The 20,536-nt window shown below is 62.9% G+C and carries 16 protein-coding genes; 9 read left to right on the plus strand and 7 right to left on the minus strand.

The window, feature by feature from the left end:
* Positions 1–39 precede the first annotated feature (39 nt).
* The 3 genes from AB4Y82_RS06270 to AB4Y82_RS06280 all read left to right on the plus strand — a co-directional run bounded on the left by AB4Y82_RS06270 (position 40) and on the right by AB4Y82_RS06280 (position 4,499).
* A complete protein-coding gene (locus AB4Y82_RS06270) occupies positions 40–2,352 on the plus strand; it encodes an Orn/Lys/Arg decarboxylase N-terminal domain-containing protein (RefSeq protein ID WP_441603929.1) in 2,313 nt (770 codons plus the stop codon).
* A gap of 12 nt (positions 2,353–2,364) precedes the next feature.
* Entirely contained in the window at positions 2,365–3,660 is a 1,296-nt protein-coding gene (locus AB4Y82_RS06275) for an amino acid permease (RefSeq protein ID WP_441611165.1), read from the plus strand.
* A 155-nt stretch (positions 3,661–3,815) separates the two neighbouring features.
* Positions 3,816–4,499, plus strand: a complete 684-nt coding sequence (locus AB4Y82_RS06280; RefSeq protein WP_441603927.1) for a hypothetical protein — start codon at positions 3,816–3,818, stop codon at positions 4,497–4,499.
* A 54-nt stretch (positions 4,500–4,553) separates the two neighbouring features.
* On the opposite strand, the gene AB4Y82_RS06285 is transcribed toward AB4Y82_RS06280, so the two are convergent.
* Complete coding sequence (locus AB4Y82_RS06285) at positions 4,554–5,228, minus strand: VOC family protein (RefSeq protein WP_441603926.1); 675 nt, start codon at positions 5,226–5,228, stop codon at positions 4,554–4,556.
* A 406-nt stretch (positions 5,229–5,634) separates the two neighbouring features.
* On the opposite strand from AB4Y82_RS06285, the gene AB4Y82_RS06290 reads away from it, so the two are divergent.
* Positions 5,635–6,615 carry a fatty acid desaturase gene (locus AB4Y82_RS06290; protein ID WP_441603925.1) on the plus strand — a complete coding sequence of 327 codons (981 nt, stop codon included), beginning with the start codon at positions 5,635–5,637 and terminating at the stop codon, positions 6,613–6,615.
* A 137-nt stretch (positions 6,616–6,752) separates the two neighbouring features.
* Positions 6,753–7,229, plus strand: a complete 477-nt coding sequence (locus AB4Y82_RS06295; protein ID WP_441603924.1) for a hypothetical protein — start codon at positions 6,753–6,755, stop codon at positions 7,227–7,229.
* Between the two features lie 229 nt (positions 7,230–7,458).
* Here the strand turns inward: AB4Y82_RS06295 and AB4Y82_RS06300 are convergent, their stop codons facing one another.
* Positions 7,459–7,839, minus strand: a complete 381-nt coding sequence (locus AB4Y82_RS06300) for a DUF5329 family protein (RefSeq protein WP_441603923.1) — start codon at positions 7,837–7,839, stop codon at positions 7,459–7,461.
* 12 nt (positions 7,840–7,851) lie between these two features.
* On the opposite strand from AB4Y82_RS06300, the gene AB4Y82_RS06305 reads away from it, so the two are divergent.
* Together AB4Y82_RS06305 and AB4Y82_RS06310 are read left to right on the plus strand one after the other, a co-directional pair.
* Positions 7,852–8,001 carry a hypothetical protein gene (locus AB4Y82_RS06305; protein ID WP_441611166.1) on the plus strand — a complete coding sequence of 50 codons (150 nt, stop codon included), beginning with the start codon at positions 7,852–7,854 and terminating at the stop codon, positions 7,999–8,001.
* 87 nt (positions 8,002–8,088) lie between these two features.
* Positions 8,089–9,654: a phospholipase D family protein gene (locus AB4Y82_RS06310; protein WP_441603922.1), complete on the plus strand. Its 1,566-nt coding sequence runs from the start codon at positions 8,089–8,091 to the stop codon at positions 9,652–9,654.
* A gap of 34 nt (positions 9,655–9,688) precedes the next feature.
* On the opposite strand, the gene AB4Y82_RS06315 is transcribed toward AB4Y82_RS06310, so the two are convergent.
* Together AB4Y82_RS06315 and AB4Y82_RS06320 are read right to left on the minus strand one after the other, a co-directional pair.
* The gene (locus tag AB4Y82_RS06315; protein ID WP_441611221.1) at positions 9,689–12,517 is read right to left on the minus strand and encodes a C1 family peptidase; all 2,829 of its coding nucleotides are present in this window, start codon (positions 12,515–12,517) and stop codon (positions 9,689–9,691) included.
* Between the two features lie 124 nt (positions 12,518–12,641).
* On the minus strand, positions 12,642–13,667 hold the full coding sequence (locus AB4Y82_RS06320; RefSeq protein WP_441603921.1) for a DUF1254 domain-containing protein: 1,026 nt from the start codon (positions 13,665–13,667) through the stop codon (positions 12,642–12,644).
* Between the two features lie 459 nt (positions 13,668–14,126).
* Here AB4Y82_RS06320 and AB4Y82_RS06325 point away from each other — a divergent pair, with 459 nt between their 5' ends.
* Positions 14,127–14,915 (plus strand): anti-sigma factor, encoded by a 789-nt coding sequence (locus AB4Y82_RS06325; protein ID WP_441603920.1) that lies wholly within the window; start codon positions 14,127–14,129, stop codon positions 14,913–14,915.
* 30 nt (positions 14,916–14,945) lie between these two features.
* Here AB4Y82_RS06325 and AB4Y82_RS06330 read toward each other — a convergent pair whose 3' ends face one another.
* The 3 genes from AB4Y82_RS06330 to AB4Y82_RS06340 all read right to left on the minus strand — a co-directional run bounded on the left by AB4Y82_RS06330 (position 14,946) and on the right by AB4Y82_RS06340 (position 16,239).
* Positions 14,946–15,476 (minus strand): dihydrofolate reductase family protein, encoded by a 531-nt coding sequence (locus AB4Y82_RS06330; protein ID WP_441603919.1) that lies wholly within the window; start codon positions 15,474–15,476, stop codon positions 14,946–14,948.
* A 24-nt stretch (positions 15,477–15,500) separates the two neighbouring features.
* On the minus strand, positions 15,501–15,848 hold the full coding sequence (locus tag AB4Y82_RS06335) for a YciI family protein (RefSeq protein ID WP_441603918.1): 348 nt from the start codon (positions 15,846–15,848) through the stop codon (positions 15,501–15,503).
* Positions 15,849–15,972: 124 nt separating this feature from the next.
* Positions 15,973–16,239 (minus strand): hypothetical protein, encoded by a 267-nt coding sequence (locus tag AB4Y82_RS06340; RefSeq protein WP_441603917.1) that lies wholly within the window; start codon positions 16,237–16,239, stop codon positions 15,973–15,975.
* A 348-nt stretch (positions 16,240–16,587) separates the two neighbouring features.
* Between AB4Y82_RS06340 and AB4Y82_RS06345 the strand changes: the two genes are divergently transcribed.
* On the plus strand, positions 16,588–20,484 hold the full coding sequence (locus AB4Y82_RS06345; protein ID WP_441603916.1) for an ATP-binding protein: 3,897 nt from the start codon (positions 16,588–16,590) through the stop codon (positions 20,482–20,484).
* The last annotated feature ends 52 nt before the right edge of the window (positions 20,485–20,536 follow it).

Raw genomic sequence — 20,536 nt, forward strand, 5'->3', positions numbered from 1 at the left:
GCGGCGGGCATACGCATGCCGCCAACCAGGAGAATCATCATGCTCGAGCGTCGTAACCTGCGTCAAAAGCTGCGCGTGTTGCTGGTTCACTCCAAAGTCGGCACCGACAGCGCCGGCGGCAGGGCCTGCCGCACGCTGGAGCAGGAGTTTGCCGACCGCAATATCGAGACGACCACGGCCTCGACCGTCGACGACGCGCGCTCCTCCATCGTCTCCGATGCTGCCATCCACGCCATGCTGATCGACTGGTCGCTGCCCAATGCCGAAGGCGTCGAGAAGGACAATGCGGCGGCCATCGGTCTGATCAACGTCATTCGTGCGCGCAACGAGAACGTGCCCATCTTTCTCATGACGGAACCGGAGAAGGCGCAAACGCTGAGCGTGGAGACGGTCCAGGCGATCAACGAGCTGATCTGGCTGTCGCAGGACTCGGCCACCTTTGTCAGCGGCCGTGTGCACGCCGCCATGCGGATTTACCTCGGGACCTTGTTCGGTCCGCTGACCGCCGCGCTGGCCAACTTCAATGAAGTGCACGAATACTCATGGCATACACCAGGCCACACCGGTGGCACCGCCTTCCTCAAGCATCCGACGGGTCGCGCCTTCTACGATTTTTATGGCGAGCATATCTTCCGCACGGATCTGTCCATCAGCGTAGGAGAGATCGGCTCGCTGCTGGACCATACCGGGCCGATAGGCGAGAGCGAGAAGTACATCGCGCGCATTTTCGGCTCGCATCGCAGCTATACCGTCACCAACGGATCATCCACGTCCAATCGCATCATCTTCATGGCCTGCGTGGGGCGCGACCAGGTGGTGTTGTGCGACCGCAACTGTCACAAGTCGATCGAGCACGGCCTGACCATGACCGGCGGCATTCCGCACTATCTGGTGCCACATCGCAATCGATACGGGCTGATCGGGCCGATCTATCCGGACAAGTTTTCCCAGGCCAGCGTTCGCAGCGCTGTCGCGGCGAATCCCTTATCGAAGAACCTGGCGGATCAACAGCCGGTGTTCGTGGTGGTGACCAACTCCACCTATGACGGCCTTTGCTACAACACCGCAAGAGTGCTTGAGGAAGTGGGTGGCTGGGTCGATCGCGTCCACTTCGATGAAGCCTGGTATGGCTATGCCAGGTTCAATCCGCTTTACTCCGGGCGACTGGCCATGCACGGTCCGGCCACGGCGCATGATCCGAACGGGCCGACGGTTTTCACCACCCACTCCACGCACAAATTGCTCGCCGCGTTTTCGCAGGCGTCGTATATCCACGTGCGCGACGGTCGCAGCAGCATCCCGCATGCGCGATTCAATGAGTCGTTCATGATGCACGGCTCCACCTCGCCGTTCTACCCGATCATGGCGTCAAACGAAGTCGCCGCTTCGATGATGGATGGTCTGGGTGGCGTGAGCCTGACCCGTGAGTGCATCGATGAGGCGATCCATTTCCGCCAGATCGTAGGGCGCTTGAATCGCGACTTCGCCCAGAAGGGCTCGTGGTTCTTCCGTACATGGAATCCGGAAGTGATCACTGACCTCAACACCGGCAAGAAGATCGAATTTGTCGATGCGGCACCGGAGCTGCTCGCGGAGGACGCCAATGCCTGGGTCCTCCATCCCGGCGACAACTGGCACGGCTTCGGCGATCTGGAAGACGGCTACTGCATGCTCGATCCGATCAAGGTGACGGTGCTGACTCCCGGTGTCCAGGACGACGGTTCGCTCGGCGCGCAGGGATTCCCCGCGACGCTGCTCACGGCCTACCTCGGGGCGCGTGGCATCGTGGTGGAGAAGACCAGTGACTTCGGTGTCTTGTTCCTGTTCTCGATCGGCATCACCAAGGCGAAATGGAGCACCTTGATCACGGCCTTCCTGGATTTCAAGCGTGACTACGATGAAGACCGGCCGCTGGAGCGTGTGATGCCGGATCTGGTGTCAGGTCATCCGGAGCGTTACGGCAGTCTTGGCTTGCGTGGCCTTGGCGACCAGATGTTTGCGGAGATGAAGCGGACCAGTCAGACGCAGCATCTGCAGCATGCCTATTCGAGCCTTCCCGAAGTGCGCATGTCGCCGGCAGATGCCTATCAACAGTTGCTGCGGGTGCAGATCGAGCGTGTGGCCTTGGCCGATCTGGCCGGCAGAACGCTGGCGACCAGCGTGGTTCCATACCCGCCCGGCATACCGATGCTGATGCCCGGCGAGGTGGCCGGTTCGGCCGATGGCCCTTACGTGGGCTACCTCAAGGCACTGCAGAGCTGGGATCACACCTTCCCTGGATTTGGCCATGACACGCATGGCGTGGAGGTCGAAGACGGTGAGTACTACTTGCAGTGTCTGAGGTCTTACTAGGCGAGAACCCCTATGGTCACCGGCGGCGGCAAGAAAATGGGGCTACTTGGGGCTTCCTCATTGGTCGTCGCCAATATGGTGGGGACCGGCCTGTTCCTGTTGCCATCGAGCCTGGCCAGCGTTGGGAGTATTTCGCTGTTTGGCTGGATCGTGGCGGCACTCGGTGCCAGTGCGCTAGGCCTGGTCTTCGCGCACATGGGCATGGTCGAGCCCAAGGCGGGCGGCCCGTATGCCTATGCGCGCGATCACATGGGCGCATTCCCGGCCTTCCAGACCAACTTTCTCTACTGGGTCGCGAACGTCATCGGCAACGTGGCGATTGCGGTGTCGGTGACCGGTTACCTAGCGGTCTTTTTTCCGGTGCTGAAGAATCCGTGGATCGCCAATGCATGCACGGCGGGCATCATCTGGCTGTTTGTCTGGCTCAACACGCGAGATGCCCGCGCAGTGGGACATTTCACGGCGATCAGCACCGTGGCCGGCATCCTGCCGATTGCCTTCGTTGGTCTGCTCGGCTGGTTCTGGTTCCGGCCCGATGTTTTTGCCGCCAGCTGGAATCCCGAGCAGCTGCCGACGATCACGGCGATCAGTCGAAGTGGCGCGATTGCCCTGTGGGCGTTTCTCGGCGTGGAGAGCGCCGCTGTTTCAGCGGGCGTCATCGAGAACCCCAAGCGCAACGTGCCCCTGGCCACCATCATTGGCTTGCTGGTTTCGACGGCGATTTATATTTCCTGCTGCACCGTGCTGATGGGCATCATTCCCGGGGCCGAGCTGCGCATTTCCGGCGCGCCATTCGCGGAGGCCGCCCAGGTGATGCTGGGTCCCTGGGCGGCCGTGATCATTTCGCTGGCGGCCATCCTCAAGGCATCCGGTTCGCTGGTGGGCTGGATTCTGATTACCGCCCAGTCCGCCGAGGCAGCTGGCCGCGACGGCATGTTTCCCCATCGTTTTTCATTGACCAACCAGCAGGGCATGCCGGTTCAGAACCTGATCGTGACCGGCGCGATGATGACCTTGATGCTGGTCATCACGACGTCGCCGGATGTGGCGACGCAGTTCGCCCACATCACGGATGCCACGGTCGTGCTCATGGTGCTGCCGTACCTTTATTCAGTCGTGTCCATGTGGCGACTCAATCGTGAGATCGACATGTCGGCTGGCAAGGTTCGACTCTATATCGTGATTGGCGTGGTGGCCTGCCTGTATTGCCTGAGCGTCGTGCTGGGGCAGGGCGCGGAACTGGGCCGCAAGGCGCTTCTGATCCTGCTTATTTCCGCGCCGCTTTTCGCACTGATCAAAAAGAAATAGGACGGCCATCTTTACCGCCGCCGCATCGATGCGTTCCAGCGGTCTTCGTGGTGAGACCGATCAGCAGGCCAACACTTCGATCGCCGTTCCGTTGTCCGCATCCGGGTGCTCACTCGACACGCCCCGGCAACGGACCCGCTTAGAGGAGTAGCGTCATGAATCACGCGAGAAGCCCCTCAGAAGCCAAGCCATCCGTGGTTGCGGGCGCGGGTCTGGATGTGGTGGAGCGCGTTTCAGAGATGTGCTTTGGCCTGCTGATGGCGTTGACCTTTGTCGGCGCCGTCTCGACGGTCGGGCCCGATCAGGAATCCCCATCGACCATGTGGCGCGCCGCCCTGGGTTGCAACCTCGCCTGGGGCCTGGCCGACGCCATGATGTATCTCTTGCATACGCTGACCAGCCGCGGCCATCGGCTGACGCTTGCACTTGATATGAAGAGCGCACCCGATGCGGCGACGGGTATCGGACTGGTCCGAAACGCGCTGCCGTCGTTTATCGAGATCCTCGTGACGGACGCCGACCTGGAGCCATTGCGGGGCAGGTTGGTCCATCTTGAACCGCTGCCGGAACGCCCGCGGCTTTATTTCATCGATTTCTTGCGGGCTGCGCGCGTGTTCTTCATCGTCGTGCTGTCGACGTTCCCCGTCGTGCTGCCTTTCATGCTGATCGATGATGTGCCCAGGGCACTGTTGGTCTCGCGCGTGCTGAGCCTGGCCATGCTGTTCTTCGGTGGCTTCGTATTGGGCAGGTACGCCGGCCTGGGCGCGTGGCGGGCAGGCCTGGGCATGATGGTGATAGGCGTGTGCCTGACCATGGCGATCATCGCCCTGGGTGGGTGATGCATCGAAGCGCACCGGGTCGCATGGCTCGCTGACGCGCCCGGCTGGTGATGCTCACAGCGGCGGATCTTTCCCCGTCTGCTCGCTCATCATGTACTGGGCGTACCAGTCCGGCCAGTTCTCATCGTGTTTGCCGCCGTTGCGTTTCTCGTGCTCGCCGTGCGCGGCTCCCGCACGCCGCAGCGCCGCCGCGAGATCGGTCGAGGAGGTGTACGTGGCCACGCCGGTGTCGATGCGCCCGGGCAGTCGCTGGGTGATCTCCTGGAACAGCCAGCCATTGCCGTCCGGATCGTGGAACGAGGCGAACGAGCGGTAACTGTTGCGCTCGGGGTCCGGGCCGCTGACGCGAACCCGCCCGAACAGGTAGGGCTCATCGGAGCCGGCATAGGTGCCGGCACCGTGGAACACTTCACTGACCTGCACACCACGTCCAGCGAGTTCTTTGCGGGCCGCCTCGACGTCGGAGACGATCAAGTACAGGCCCTGGGCGGAGCCTGGCGCCGCTGCCGTCACATTCTTCCCAAAAATGACGGAGCAACTGGAGCCGGGCGGCGTGAACTGGAGAACGCGGAAGTAGCCGTCATCGGAGGCGAAATCGGCGTCCAGCCTCCAACCCAGGCTGACATAAAAGCGCTTGGCGCGCTCGACGTCCGATACGGGAATGACGACGATCTCAAACTTCATGTCGACGCCCCGCGCCTGCAGGGTCTCGGCGGCAGTGCTGCTCATGTGAACCTCCGATGGCTTGGACCGCAACGCGGCCTTTGCGTGGCCACAACAAGGCGGGTGGGCGGGACCGGGGCGGGGACACCAAGATCGCTAGTGTGCCGCGGGGCAGATGAAGCGGTCGTCGTCGACGCGAAGTGGGCTTCCCGCCGTCCCGGGTGAGCGGTGCAGGTGCGGGGCGGTTCGGCAGGGTATGGGCCTCGGGCACCTGGACCGGGTCTCCCTGCGGGTTATATTCGCCCGGCCCGCCTGCGAACCCGGACTGAGATTTTGCCGGGCATATGGGTTTCAATAGGGAAAGATGGCGAACCGTTGCCGGGGAGCGGTTGTCAGCGCTGCGGATCGACCACTGAATGTCAAAAGGCACCGCTAGTTTAGGCGGGGACCATGGTGCACTTAAGGGTAGGCGATGGATCGACAGGCAGCGGTAGAAGCGGGTGGCGCTCAGGCAGCGACCGAACGGCGAACGTCCAGGCATGTCCCCATCGACCTTCGCGCCAACCTGGCGCTCCTGGGCGTCGTCGCCATCGCCATGCTTATGCAACTCATGGCATGGCCATTCTTGCTGCGGCAGTACGGGGCATCCGCCCTGTGGATCGCGGTTCCGCTGGTGGTGGTGACGCCGATGCATTGGGGGCTGATCCATGAAGCCATCCATGGGCATTTGCTGCCCCGGCGCTGGCTCAACGAAGCCGTTGGACGCGCCCTGGCGATCGCCTTCATGTTGCCGTTCGACGCTGCCCGTTTCGGGCACCTGATGCATCACCGCTACACGCGCGAATCCTTTGACCGACCCGATGTGCATGATGGTGCGACGCCACCCTTGCTTGCTCGCATCGGTTACTACGCGCATTTGCTGGGCGGCCTTTATCTGGCGGAACTTGCGCTGCCCCTGCTCACGCTGCTGCCGGCGCCATGGGTGTCCCGACTCGTCGCCCATAAGCTTCGCAGCGAAGAACCCACCGGCCGTGAGGTGCAACGCCTGTTCGTGGCCTTTGCCGGCAATGCGGAGCGACGCGCCCTGATACGGCGCGACTGGATGCTCTCGGTTGCGCTCCACGCCGTTGCATTTTATCTCTACGGGGCGTGGTGGCCTGCGCTTGCGGCAACGATGTTTCTGCGCGGACTGTGGCTCTCGGTCGCGGATAACTTGCCGCACTACGATGTGCTGCTGGACGAAGATGCGCGCGCCCGCAATTTTCGCGCTCCGGCCATCTGGCATCCCGTGCTGATGAATCACCATCTTCATCGCCTGCATCATCAGCATCCGACACTGCCGTGGACGGCACTTCCGCCGCTCGCTCGTGCGGGTTCCGCGGCTGAAGTTACCGAGACCGGCTATTTCCGGGCAGCATTCCGCCAGTTTCGCGGGTTTGGCAAAGTGCGCTGACGAAGGGGAGCCTGGTCGCGCCGCAAGCGCTGGGCGGACACTCCCATCATTCATCGACGCTTGCAGGTGTATAACCGGGCGTGCAGCCCTCTCGCGCAGGCAGCCGGGGCGCGCGACGCACGTGGAGGCTTGGATTCATGGCTGACAAACCCACTCAACAAGACGCCGCCCTTTGGCAGCGGCGTCTGGCCTCTCAGGCCAACAATCGAGCCTGGACGCTCACCGAAATCGACCACCGCTCGGCTGAGGAAAGCGAAGAGATGCTGCAGGCTGCACATGCAGCCATGTACTTGTGGAAGATCGTCGGCGACGCAAGCAATCATGCCCATGCGGCGCAGCTGCTTGCTCATGCGTATGCGCTGCTCAAGCTTCCTGCGCCGGCAGCTCACTATCTCAGGAAATCATTGCCATACTTCGAGCAACACAGCAGCGCACCGTGGGAGTTGGCATTTGCCCAGGCGGTCGCCGCCAATGTCGCCGCCGCCGAGGGCAATGCGGCGGCACATGCCAGGCACTACGCGCAGGCCCAGGCCGCGGCCGCGCTTATCACCGATCCACAGACACGCGAGATGTTTGCCGCCACGTTGCGCGTGGTGCCTGTACCCGATCCCTGAGGTAAGCGGCGGGCGCTGACTGACGCATCGGTCGCGCCGGCGATGGCAAAATCCTTCATCGCTCAAGCGGAGCGAACGGAGGATTTTGCAGTCGATTCGAAGCGTGGTGAACGGCACGCTGGGTTTCCGCATGCGTTGGTGATGAGTATTTGCAAGCGAGCCCGCTCGGCAAGAGCGGGCTCGCGCGACATGACTGCTTTCAGCCATGCCCGAAGAGAAGAGACAATACCTAGGGCTGCGTCTTTCGCAGCAGCTGTAGTTCCTCTTTCAGCCAATCCGCCGAGGGCCGATCGGCGCCGCCGCAGTTCACCAGATAAGGCCGGCCGCTGAAACTGCTTACCGTGCCCGCGCGGTCGATGAACTCCTCCGCAGAATTTACTTTGTCTCGCTCCAGCAAGTAGTTGAGCTTCAGCTCAAGATGATTCTTCGCATCGGCTGCGCTATAGCTCTTGCCGTTGCGGATGAAGCTGCAATGGCTCTGGCCGACAAAGCTAAGCAAGGCTGCCACTTCGCGCTGGCCTTGGGCGTCCAGTCCGGCGTGCGCGACGGTCGAGGCGATCACCAGCGCGAACGCCATGACGATGTTGCCGAACGATCGTTGATAGCTCACGGCGTCATCTCGATGAGTAAGGCGTGCGATGCGATCAGTGCAGGTCTGGTGCGCCGCTATTACGCACACGTCGAAGGCCTGGGCGTCAATGCCCTTTATGAACGAAGAGCGACGACTGCGCATCGCAACGATCATGAGCGCACCGGCAGTCAGCAGGGATAGGGCGTAGCTATGTTAATTAAATGATGGAAACGAAATGCGAGCGGATCCACGATACGTTGACGGCTTGCCCGATCCGAGGATGTAAACATGCGTGTGCATCGCTGGGTCGTCGTACTTTCCTTCACCATTCTTTGTCACGTCCTTCAGGCGTGCTCCACACTGCCGCCCAATACCGACAAGGCGCAAACGCATCACCTGCCGCCGGCCACCGATACCGCCTCAGCGCAGTACACGCACGCCGAAGTGGACAGGCACCAGCAGCAGTCCGGCTTCCGCTTGCTGACCTTGAGCACCAACGCTTTGCTGAGCCGGGTGGCGTTGGCCGATCACGCCGCGCACTCGATCGACCTGCAGTACTACATTTTCGCCAACGACATGACGGGGCATCTGATGTTGCAGCACCTGCTTGCTGCGGCGGATCGCGGTGTGCGTGTGCGCATGCTCATCGATGACAACAATTTCGACGACAAGGATCACCTGTTCGAGGCGCTGGACTCCCACCCGAATATCGAGATCCGCCTGTTCAACCCCTTTCAGACGCGCGATCCGAGCCTGCTGTCGCGTGCCACCCAGTTCATGCTGGAGTGGCGGCGCCTGAATCGACGTATGCACAACAAGTCCTTCATCGTCGACAACAACGTGGCCATCGTTGGTGGACGTAACATCGGCGACCCCTACTTTGATGCGGGGAGCGACACGCACTTTCGCGATCTCGATGTCGTGGCCATCGGCCCCGTCGTGCAGCAGGCGTCCGAAGCGTTCGATGCCTATTGGAATTGCGATGCCGCATATCCGCTCAACCAGCTCAAGAAGACGGATGGTTCCGGTCAGCAACTGGCCGCCGCGCGGCAGTTGCTCCAGAAGGACGTGCGAGCGTTCGCACAATCCGATTACGCCCAGTCCGTACTTGACGAATTGCCTGATGGCCCGACCGCCGACAAGCGCGGCGCATGGTTCTGGGGCGATGCGGAACTCGTGGCCGATCAGCCGGAGAAGATCGAGGCCACCCACGACGAGCCGGCACTGCGCATTGGTCCGCGGCTGAAGACCATGCTGGATGGTGCCCAGCACGAGATCATCGCGACAACACCGTACTTCATTCCCGGCGACGCCGGCACCAAGCACCTTGTGGCCCTGGCGCAGAGTGGCATCTCGATCAAGATACTCACCAACTCGCTCGCCTCGACCGACGAAACCGCGGCGCATGCGGGATATGTGCACTCGCGCAAGGCGTTGGTCGAAGGCGGCGTGCAACTGTACGAGCTCAAGCCATCGTCCGGCCAAAGCCAGCCCTCCACCTCGATGGGCCAGTCGTCGGGCATCAGTTTGCACGCCAAGACCATTGTGGTGGACAGCCGCCAGGTCTTTATCGGCTCGCTCAATATGGATCAGCGCTCCAAGCTGCTCAACACCGAAATGGGCGTCATCGTGGATTCGCCAGGCTTGGCCAAGGCGATCAGCGATTTCTTCCAGACGGCAACGCAGCCCTCCAATGCCTATCTGGTAGAGATGGCTCCCGCCTCCCACCAACTCATCTGGCAAGCCGACGATGACGGCAAGCCGGTGACCTACAAGAGCGACCCGGGTGCGACCACCAAGCGGCGTACCGAAGTCACGTTCCTGCGTTTGCTCCCCATCGATGGCTTGCTCTAGTCGTTGAGGCGGGTGCGTGGTTACGCCTCGTCTTTTAGAACCCGCGCAGATCGTCGATCGGCATGGCCAGCTTGGCGCCGGTGATGCGCTCGAGCGTGCGGCTGACGACCTCGATGTTGTTGTCGAAGCTGCCATGTCCCGCACTGATGGTGCTGCCGGAGCTGCTGGTTTTCACCTTGTCGACATCAAGAATGCCGATGCGCTTGTCCAATCCGCTTTGCTTGGCCGCCTGGCGCCAGTTGCCCAGCGCTTCGCCGGTGCTCGATGAGCCGTCCCACCCGTTGTAGCCAACGTCCATGACGTTGGCCAGGCCGAGGATGGGCGTGCGCACATCCTGCTCAAGCGCGTCTGAAACCATATAGAGCAATGACTTGCGGTAGACGGCCGCCACATCGTCGTCCCGTTCGTTCTCGTCGGACAGGATGTCCAGATACATCGACTTCATCAGCGCCTCGTGCGGCGTGTAGTGGCGATTGGCGAACTGCACGGTGCAAGCCGGAGCGTAGAGATGGATGGACGTGGCCCGCGCATCGAGTCCGCGCGCGGCCAGCAGGTCAACGAGCCAGCCAAGGAAGATGGAGCCCGCCGAATGCCCGATCAGGTGGATCTGAAGTTTGTCGCCCCAGCTCTGCTCGAGATTCTGCAAGGCCGTTACCAGCAGATCCGCCCCGCGTGTTGGAAAGCTGGAACCCTCTGCGTTCTCCTTCATCTCGCTCCAGATCGGACGCGCGAACGGACGTCCGATGGTTTGTTCGATCAATCCATCCGTCACATTCGTCAAGGCCTCGCGGACGCCGCCGACGCGCGAAGGGGCAGGCCGGAATCGGTCGGCAATGATGTCCTCGATCGATTCAAGCATGCCGGTCTTCCACACCATGAACAGCGGGTAGCAGCCATTGCCGATCAGGTAGGGGCCCATGATGCGCGCACGCGTGATGGCGGCCGCCTCGCTGTTGAGGCCGCCATGCGCATAGATTACCAGGCGCTTGGTGGCAGACGCCTGTTGGCGGAACCACTGATCCGGCAACGTGCATGCCTGGTAGAGCAGGCCTCGGTTCAAGGCGTCCTGCGTGAGATATCGCGTGACGCGCCCGTCATTGCCGAGCACGACGCTGTGTGCGTAGGCGTCGGCCTCGTTCCATGCGCCCGATCGATCGGCGCCGGCGCGCCCCGTTGCACCGGGGATGGCCGCCGCGCGCTGGCCAAACACCAGGCCGCGCACGCCCATCGCGGCCACCCACGCATCCATGCCGTTGGCCAGCCAGTCCGCGTAGGTCAGCACGGCAAAGCCGCCGCAGCCCCAGCTCTTGCCCCAGGAATTCTGCACCACGAAACCGCGCGTATTGAATCCCACCAGCGCGAACGCGTGGCCGTCGGTCTGCGAGGTACGTCCGTCGAACTCGATCACGGGCAGGGTGTCGTGTCCGGTGATTTTCTTGCGCGAGGTCGGCACGTTCTGCCAGCCATCATGCGTGTTCGCGGAGACGTAGATGGCGCCCACTTCCAGGATGGCGGCCTGCAGGTCGGTGATCGTCTTGAGGTCGATGCGGTAATAGATGCCCAGGGTGTTGGCGGTGGCGCGATCGGCGTATCCGAAGCTGGGCGGTTGTGTGTCCTCGGCTTGATAGGGCCAGTCTTCCTCCAGGCATACGCCGTGGTAGAACCAGCCCTTCAGCGCGCCTCGGCAGCTTGATCCATCGTAATTGTCGCCGGCATATTCGTCGTACCGCCGCGCGAAGTTGTACAGCATGCGCGGGCTGACCGAGTCCAGCGTCGAAGGCATGCTGGCTTTTCGCCAACGCAGATAGTTGATGACGCACGCCAGGCCAAAGCCGGTGCATGCGCCTTCCTGTCCCTGATCCAGGATCAGGCCGGCGCTGCTGTAGGCAGGTAGAAGTTGCTGTACGTACTCGTCGCTGGGCGAGCAGTCGGGCAGGCTGACCGGTGGCGGCGTATAGGAACGATCGCGCAAGTCGACGGGGTCTTTGCTGGCGGTGAATTTGCGGGCCGGCGTCGGGGCAGTGGCCGTCTTGCGGGCACGTGCCGTACGACTTGCGCGGGCAACCACCGGCCACACCGAGTCCGCCAGCTGAAACACGCTGCGAAACTTGTCGAGCCCGTAGGTGCCGCCATTGACCAGCTTGCGCGCTGCGGCGTAGTTGTTGGACGCAAGCGCCGCGCGCATCTTGTCAGCGGCATGATTGAGAAACACGGCCAGCAGCACGGCTGCCGCTTCAGGCGCGTTCGCCAGGTCCGGAAAGCTTTCGATATCCAGGCCGATCTGCGCCGCGTAGGTGTGATAGTTCGCTCGCCCCGTCAGCTGCACAAAGCCGCGGCCTTTAAAGCGCGCGCCATCACCGGGCTGTGTGTTGCCGAGCGAGGTGCGCCCATCGTAGGCGCTGTAGGCTGGCATGCCCGGCGTCGTGTTGAAGTGCGAGGGAAACTCGGAGATTGGCACGAAGCCTTCGGTCTCCGCGCGAATGGTGCCTAGCGCGGCGCAGATCATCGGGCGATCGCGCAACCCGACGACGTTCAAGGCTGCCGCCACATAGGGAAGGTTGCGGGCAATATTGGACGCCTTGGTGGCTGGGAAGAGCTGCTTAACCGCATCCACGGTGATTGGCACGTCGGTCGCCCGCAAGGCGACCATGCCCAGGACGCTCTGGCAATACGGACCAACGATCCCATCCGCCACCAGGCCAATGCCCGATTGCCAGCGTCGGACCGCGGCGTCAGTGAGGTCGTCGAAACGATTGCCCGCCGCCAGGCCGGGAAACGCCCCGGCGTCTGCCTGCAGTGCCGATGCCAGTTTCTTGCGCAATTGCGTGACATCCGGCCCTGTTGCGTCCTTCATCAGTAGCATGGCCACGGTTCATTCTCCTGGTTATTTCGCGACGAATGCTTGCCGCCTTCGCACGCTGCCCATGGGGTGGTGGTCGTATTGAGCCAGCCAAGCTATGCACCGGGGATGTCGTGCCCCTGGGGTCCTAAGTCGTCGGCTCCGGAAACTTCCAGGCGCCGCTCAGGATCGCGTCCCTCGGCCGGTAAAGCCTGACGGTGTAGTTCCAGCCGGGCATGATGGGAAGGCAGTTGGGGATCGTGCCATTGCAACCGCCGAACTGGACGACGATGGAGCCGTCGGCGCTGCGTTTGGCGGTGATGTTGTTGAGCGTGTACGCGTTCAGTGCGTTCTTTTCGAAATAGCCTTTGGCGTCGTAGACGCTGATCGACCAGAAGGCATCGACCGGTACGTCCTTGACGGTGAGGTGGTAGACCGTCTTGCCATCATTGTTTGGCGGCGTGACGCCGAGATAGGTGGCGTCCTTGTCGGGGTTGCCGCCCCAGCCGGCTGCGGTGCCCAAGAGATGCGCGACGGGGTCGACGTCACCTTTCTTGCCGAACGCGTCTTTGAAACCGTTGGCGGATGAGGCAAGCACGAGCAGCGCATCGCGGATCTTCTTCTGGCTTACCGGATCCCAATGCGGCACGTCGAACGTGCCGCGGCTTGCCTGGGAGACCTTGATGGCGTCCTGTAGTGCATGGACGGCCTGCAGGTCTTTTGCGTCCTTGGGGTCGACCAGGGTGCGGATGGCAACGGCCATATACCGAGTGCCCACCTTCTCTTTGTCGAAGGTGTAGCTGCCCGCGCCGTAAACCACGGCAGGCACGTAGTGGTCTTCATTGATGGCTTGCAGCGACATGAAGCGCTTGCCGGCGTCGGGCAGGGTGATGGTGACCGGGCCGGCATCCAGGTCAAAGACGCCAAAGGTATAGAGCGTGTCGCGGTTGAGACGGATGACATCCTGCTTGTCGATGGAGGCGGGTTCGCGTTCGGAACGAAGAACGCCGAGGCCGCCGCGTTTTACCAGGGACGCGAGGTACGTATCGGATTCGGCGCGGGCGAAGTTGTTGATCGTGACGGGCGTAACGTCCGTCGGCGCCGCACCTGCGTGGACGTACGCGGTGCTGAGGAGGGCGATGCCAAGGGCGGTGCGTAAGGTCGGTATGCGCATGGCGTTTCCGATGGTTGTAAACGGGCGACGGATGATGTCCAGAAGGCGCGAGGGTCACGGCTGTTGCGGCGGGCGCAGCGACCATGGCCGTAGCGGGCACGTGCGGCATCGAGATTTAGCGCAGGGCCGCGAGCTGGCGCTCAGCTTGCGCCGGCAGCATCGATGCCTGCATCGGTAAAACCCATCAAGTGGATTCAGTAGTTTTACCTAGCTCGCCGACGCCAGACGCTTAAGTTTTTTTTGGGCGCCTGTGCATCCGTTGACCGCGCGCATCCGTATCTAACAGTGCTTCCAGTCGGAAGTCGCCAGCTACGGAGATGAACATGAAGAGCAATCAACGTGCACGTTCGATGCTTCTTGGGGTGGGTCTTGCACTGGGCGCTACTTCGCTTTCGCCATGGCCGATGGCCGGCAGCATGGACGCGCCAGCCTGCTGCAACTTCGCACGTGCCTGGACGCATGAACACACCACTGAACCACGACGACTCCCAGCTGCGCTACGCCGAATATGTGCTTGGCGTGCTGGATGCCGATGCGCGCGCCGCCGTGGCACACGAGCTGCAAACCAGCGACGAGGCCGCTACCGCCGTGAAGCTTTGGCATCGCAGATTGCAGCCCATGAGTGAGGAGATTGCGCCGGTCGAGCCGCCCGATCATGTGTGGACTCGCATCCAGCAGGCGCTGCGCCTGGATGCACGGGAGCGCGCATACACCCGGCCCCGCCTGTGGGACAGCCTGCGTTTCTGGCACTGGTTCGGCCTGGGCGAGAGCGCCTTGGCCGCGGCGTGCCTGCTGTTGCTGTTTGTGAGCATGGGGCCGCGCACGAGGCCGGGCGCGCCAGCGGTTGCGTTCATGGCATCGACCATCACCCAGACGAATGGTGAGGTGGGTTGGACGGCTACGATGGATATCCAACAGGCCCGCATCATTGTCGTGCCGGTGGCGCCAAGCTCCTTCGCCCAAGGCAAGGCGCCGCAGTTGTGGCTGGTGCCTTCAGGTCAAAAGCCCATTTCGGTCGGCATGATTGCCGCCAACGCACCTACCACGTTGAAGCTCGATCCTGTTCTGCTCGCGCAACTGGGACCCACGGCCGCCCTCGCGGTATCGGTGGAGCCCATCAGTGGCTCGCCGACGGGCCAGCCCACCGGGCCCGTTGTCGCCACGGGCGCCATCGGCGCCGCGCCGGACAGCGGCGGGCAGCCCCATACGGCAAGCTTGTACTTGCCACGGTGGAGATGGTGGAGTTAGTCGCTGGCGTCCGTCGGAGCCAGCGCGCCATCAGGCGGGAACGTAGGTCAGTCGGATCACATCCCCGTCGATGACATCATTGGCCACGAGGCGAAGCCGCGGCCGAGGGCCGGCGAAGTACGGCCTGCCTTGACCAAGCACGACGGGGTGCAGATAGATCTGATACGCGTCGATAAGACCAAGCTCGGTCAGGCTGCGCGCCAGACCGGGACCGGCGACTTCGATCTCCCCGGTGAGCTCGGCCTTCAGCCGCCGTATGGCAGCCTCGATGTCATCGGCGACAAGGGTGGCGTTGGGGCCGACCGACGACAGCGTGCGCGACACGACCCATTTCGGCTGGCGCCGCCACGCCATGGCGAAGTCGCGTTCGTCTGCGTTCCACTCGGGAGAGTCTTCGTCCCAGTAGCGCATGATCTCGTACATGCGGCGGCCGTACACGCTGCCCGTCAGGTTCTGCACCTGCTCTACGAAGTGACGAAACAGCAATGGACTGGGCCCAAACTTGTCGTGGTCGACATAGCCATCGAGGGACTGGTTCATTGCGAAGACAAGCGTGGCCATGGAAAGCCTCCCAGGCAGAAGCGGTCAGCTATGGCGGAGAAAGGCGCGCACCTCAACCGGTGCCCGGCAGGCGACGACGGCCTTGCGTCCCCAGCTCAGCGCCTCGTCCATGTTGGCGGCATCCAGTATCCAGAAACCGCCAACATGCTCTTTGGCCTCGGCGTACGGGCCGTCGGTAACCAGCACCTCGCCGCTGGACTGCTTGCGCAGAGACCTCGCCTTGCCAGGCGACTCCAGGCCGCCGGCGAACAACCGGGCGCCTGCGGCGATCATCTCCTCGTTGAGCCGGTGGATATCGTTGATCATCGCTTCGCCTTCCTGCGACGGGTCATAGTTGTCGGGGTGATGAATGGCAACCAGATACTGTGGCATGACGACTCCCGTGAACACCCTGAGGCGGGCACAATGCCTGCCCTCACTGTCATGACGAACGGCAGGACGCGGATTCGACACGTCGTGCGAAAAACGTTTCGCGTGGACGCGGCATCCCGCGTGGCTAGGTCTCTTCCGGAGGAGGTTGCAGCGTCACGGCCAACTCCTCGAACGTGGCGATCTGGTCGTTCAGTGCATCGTGCAATTCGCTCTGGCGCGTCATCAGCGTCTCGATGGAACCGGCCTGCTTGAGCTTCTTCAGCTCGCCGTCGAACAGTAACCACTGCGCCGTCAGCGCTTCTACGTTGTTCTTCGCGTAGTGACGCATTTCCTTGAGTTGCGCCAGCACATCGTTGACGTGTTCAAGCGGCGTCTTCGTAACTGCAGTCATGGCGATACCTCGGGTTTCCCAGGGTTTGCCTAGCGTAGCGGCGCAAAGCTGGCTGTCGCCGAAACGGCAGCACGACCGCGCAATGCTTGCCATGGAGCGCGCTGACGACGACGTCCGGACGCCCACAGCCAGGCCCCGCTGCGGCAGCTTGGGAGTCACGAAACAGCGCCCATGAATCAACCAGCGCCACCGCCTGTAATTGAGACTATTCTTATAGATGCTGTCGATCGTGTGCGCCTAATCTGACTGATCGAATCGACAAGGCTGGGCACGTTTATGCATCGCTTTCACGGCCTGACCATGATTGCCTCACCTTCCAGTGGGTCGCGGCAGGGGGGCTGTCGGTGGGTGCTGTGGTCGCTGTTCCTGCTGTGCGCGTCGCTGTCGTTCGTTGCATCCGCCACGCAGGTCCCGCCCGATGTGCCGGTCAAGCCGGACGCCCAGGTCGCGCTGAGCGCAGAGGAGTCGGCCTGGATCGCTCGGCACCCAGTGGTCGACGTCGGCATTTTTGCGGGCAATCACTTTCCCATCGAGGCCTGGGTGGCGGGCGGGGCCGAAGGCATTGGCGTGGAATACGCCAAGCTGCTTGCTGGCCGCGTAGGACTCAGGTTGCAGTTTCGTCCGTTCACGGACTGGGATGCGGTGACCTTCAGCGATTCGGGCAAGCCCATTCCTTTCGACTTGCTGGTGGGCCAGCCGTACCGGCGTAGCGATCGCCTTGAATACCTCAACCCCTACGTCGAAGCCAGCCTGGTGCTGGTTGCTCGCAAGGGTGACCTGAAGGTCCGCACCGAGGCCGATGTGGTCCATGGGCGGATCGCGATGGAGCGTGTCGCCCGCGTCTACAACAAGATCATCAAGGATCGTTTCCCCCAGGCCACACTCATCTTCACCGACGATGGCCGCGAGGCGCTGGACATGGTGGCCCAGGGCGTGGCCGACGCGTACATCGGTTCCTCCGCACGCACGCGCTGGCTGCTGACGGAGCGCGAGCACGACGACGTCACCATCCTTCAGCGCCTTGCCGATATCCCGCCGCTGCAGGCCTCGTTGGCGGTGCCGCGCGATCACCTGGTGCTGGCCTCCATCCTGCGCAAGGCCGAGGCCACCGTGCCGGCGAACCAGCTCGCCAGTCTTCGCCAGCAATGGGGTATGGACGAGGACTTCACTGCGCCGCTTCCACGCAGCACGGCGATCTCCGATGCCGACCGCCAGTGGCTCGCCGGCCTGGGCACGCTGCGCGTGGGCTACGAAACCGATCGTTATCCGTATAGCTTCATCAACAAGGACGGCATGCTCGATGGCCTGGCCGAAGACTATCTCTCGCTGATCAAGAAAGAGCTCGGCCTGCGTTTTGAATTGGTGCCTGCACGCGACCTGGACGAACTGCAACGCCGCGTCGGCGCCAATGAAGTGGACATGGTCGCGGCCGCGATGCCCGCCGACTACGACGCCGGGGCCATGGTATTCAGCCGCCCGTACGAGCGGTTTCCTGAAGTCATCGTGGCGCCGCTGCATGGCGCCGCGATCGCCGGCCCGGAAGACCTGCGCGGCAAGAAGGTGGCTGTGCGCGAAGAGGCGGGTCTGCTCGCCGGTCTCAAGATGCTGCTGCCGCGCAGCGAACTGGTGCCGGTCGCCAGCAATGAAGCAGGGTTGCGCCTGGTCGAAAAAGGCGAAGTGTCGGCCTACATCGGCACCTTGCCCGCCATTGATGCGCTGATCCGCGATCGCTATGCCGCCACCCTGCGAGTGGTGGCGCCTGCGGGTCTGGATCAGGACATCACCTTTGGCGTCAGTCGCGACAAGGCCCGTCTTGCGGGCTTGATCGATCGCGTGATTGCGGGCGTCAAGGACAATCAGCGGCAGGCGATCCGCACGCGCTGGCTGCGCGCCGACTACAGCTACGGCGTGCCGTGGAACTGGGTGCTGATCGGATTGCTGGTGGTGGCGTCCATCGTGGCCATCATCGGTTTTGCCTATAAGCGCATGAGGGATGCCGAAGCGAGGGCTCGTGCATCCGAGCAGCGACTGGTCGACACCAACGAAAATCTCCCTGGCGTGGTGATCCGTCTGCACGTGGATGCCGCGGACCGCCGCACCTATGAATCAGTGAGCGGGCCCTCGATGGCCATCTTCGGCATGTCCCGCGAGGACATTCTTGCCGGCCACGCCGGCCCGCTCGAAGCGGCCGTCGATGAGGATCGCGAGATGGTCCAGAAGGCGGTGGATCAAAGCCTGCGATCGAAGCATTCGGGCGTGGTCGAGTTCAAGACCAGGGTGAACGGCGTGACGCGCTGGATTCGCGCCTTGGGCGGCGAACCCAAGCCCAGTGGGAAAGGCGGCTATTTCTGGAGCGTCTACTGCGCCGACGTCACCATCGAAAAGGAACAGGAGCGGGCACTGGTGGAGGCGAAGGCCACGGCCGAGGCGGCGGTGGCCGCCAAGGGTGCGTTCCTGGCCATGATGAGTCACGAAATCCGCACGCCCATGGCCGGCGTACTGGGGTTGGTGGAGTTGCTCTCCAAGACGCCGCTGAGCACCGAGCAGTCGCACATGGTCGGCATGGCGCAGGATTCGGCGGTGGCGCTGCTGCAGATCCTCGACGACATCCTGGATTTCTCGCGCATCGAGGCCGAGAAGCTCGAACTGGAGCCGCAGGCATTCGACCTGCGCCTGCTGGCCGACAGTGCGGTGGGCACCTTCGCGGCACGGGCGCAAGAGAAACACCTGCGCCTTTACCTGGTGCTGGACTGGCGACTCGCGTCGGAATATCGAGGCGACGCCAATCGCATTCGGCAGATCATCAACAACCTGATCAGCAACGCCCTCAAGTTCACCGCGTCCGGACACGTCAAGCTGCGTATCGATCTGCTCGGCGAGGTCAAGGGAGGGCAGCGCCTGCGATTCAGCGTCACCGATACGGGCATGGGCATCTCGCCTGATCAACTCAATCGCCTGTTCCAGCCGTTCACCCAGGCGGAGGCGTCCACCACCCGACGTTTTGGCGGCACGGGCCTGGGCCTGAGCATCTGTCGCCGCCTGGCGGGCATGATGGGCGGCGACGTTCGCCTTGAAAGCAAGGTGGGCGAGGGCACGCGAGCCACCGTCGAAGTGGTGCTACCGGTGCTGCAGGGCACCAGCATCATTCCCGGTATCGAAGGCAAGCGGGCCCTGGTCTGCACGCGTGACGGCATGTTCGAGCGCGAGTTGGCCAACGCGTTGTCTGCGATGGGCTTTAGCGTGATCGAGACGGATGCGGAGGACGTCGTGGAACTCAGTAAAGACGATGCGGACGTCTATATCGCGGACGCGCGTCTGATCGAGCAAGGCGTCATCGTGGAGGGTGTGCCGGCGATTCACGTGATACCCGATACCGATACGCGGGGCTTTTATCGTGAAGGCGGCAAGATGATGCTCTGCGGCAGTCCCTTGTTGTGGCGGTCAGCGGTAGAGGCGTGCCGCGCGGCGCTGGGCCTGGACTCGGCGGGCGACAAGGAAAGCGTTGCCGCGCCCCGCCAGGCGCGCTCCGCCCGGATCCTGGTGGCCGAAGACCATCCCATCAATCGCGCCGTGATCGAGCGACAGCTGGATCTTCTGGGTTACGCATGCACCATGGCCGAGGATGGCCAGCGCGCCTGGGAGGCGCTGGCTGCCGCCCACTACGACCTGCTGCTGACCGACTGTCACATGCCCGTGCTCGATGGTTATGCGCTGTCGCAGCGCATACGCGATGCGGAAGTCGAAACGGGCGCCCACATGCCCATCATTGCGCTCTCGGCCAGCGCGTTGCCGGAGCAGGTGGAAAAGTGCCGGCGGGCCGGCATGGACGACTTCCTCGCCAAGCCTGCCCGCCTGGAAGAGTTGCAACAGAAGATTGAAAGCATGGTCGGCAGCCTGGCGAAAGTCGTCGATCGGCAAACCCAGGCCAGTGACGATGCAGTGACTCAGCTGGTCGCCATCTTCGGTTCGGAAGAACAAGTCGAGACGCTGTTGCACGGCCTGCTGGAAGCAGGGCGGTCGGATCTCGCCAGATTCGACGAGGCGGTGAAGGCGGGCGATACAACCGCCCAGCGCGATGTGCTCCATCGCATCACCGGCTCACTGCAATTGCTGCGCATGGGCCTGCAGGAACCGGCGCCCGGTCTAAGCGTCAACGAACGCCGCGACGCCGTCCTCGCCGAACTATCGCAGGTCGATGGAATGATCGAGCGATTGGAAGCGAAACGCCTGGTCCGGCAGCGCTGAGGTTAAACGCCACCGCGCGCGACCCTGTAGGAGCGCACTTGTGCGCGACCGA

The sequence above is a fragment of the Dyella sp. 2YAF14 genome (assembly GCF_052114725.1).
Classification (GTDB): domain Bacteria; phylum Pseudomonadota; class Gammaproteobacteria; order Xanthomonadales; family Rhodanobacteraceae; genus Dyella.

Bases quoted from the DNA above. Each gene is read 5' to 3' on its own strand.
- AB4Y82_RS06270 (WP_441603929.1), top strand. From the start codon at position 40: ATGCTCGAGCGTCGTAACCTGCGTCAAAAGCTGCGCGTGTTGCTGGTT.
- AB4Y82_RS06275 (WP_441611165.1), top strand. From the start codon at position 2,365: ATGGTCACCGGCGGCGGCAAGAAAATGGGGCTACTTGGGGCTTCCTCA.
- AB4Y82_RS06280 (WP_441603927.1), top strand. From the start codon at position 3,816: ATGAATCACGCGAGAAGCCCCTCAGAAGCCAAGCCATCCGTGGTTGCG.
- AB4Y82_RS06285 (WP_441603926.1), bottom strand. From the start codon at position 5,228: ATGAGCAGCACTGCCGCCGAGACCCTGCAGGCGCGGGGCGTCGACATG.
- AB4Y82_RS06290 (WP_441603925.1), top strand. From the start codon at position 5,635: ATGGATCGACAGGCAGCGGTAGAAGCGGGTGGCGCTCAGGCAGCGACC.
- AB4Y82_RS06295 (WP_441603924.1), top strand. From the start codon at position 6,753: ATGGCTGACAAACCCACTCAACAAGACGCCGCCCTTTGGCAGCGGCGT.
- AB4Y82_RS06305 (WP_441611166.1), top strand. From the start codon at position 7,852: ATGAGTAAGGCGTGCGATGCGATCAGTGCAGGTCTGGTGCGCCGCTAT.
- AB4Y82_RS06310 (WP_441603922.1), top strand. From the start codon at position 8,089: ATGCGTGTGCATCGCTGGGTCGTCGTACTTTCCTTCACCATTCTTTGT.
- AB4Y82_RS06315 (WP_441611221.1), bottom strand. From the start codon at position 12,517: ATGCTACTGATGAAGGACGCAACAGGGCCGGATGTCACGCAATTGCGC.
- AB4Y82_RS06320 (WP_441603921.1), bottom strand. From the start codon at position 13,667: ATGCGCATACCGACCTTACGCACCGCCCTTGGCATCGCCCTCCTCAGC.
- AB4Y82_RS06325 (WP_441603920.1), top strand. From the start codon at position 14,127: ATGAACACACCACTGAACCACGACGACTCCCAGCTGCGCTACGCCGAA.
- AB4Y82_RS06330 (WP_441603919.1), bottom strand. From the start codon at position 15,476: ATGGCCACGCTTGTCTTCGCAATGAACCAGTCCCTCGATGGCTATGTC.
- AB4Y82_RS06335 (WP_441603918.1), bottom strand. From the start codon at position 15,848: ATGCCACAGTATCTGGTTGCCATTCATCACCCCGACAACTATGACCCG.
- AB4Y82_RS06340 (WP_441603917.1), bottom strand. From the start codon at position 16,239: ATGACTGCAGTTACGAAGACGCCGCTTGAACACGTCAACGATGTGCTG.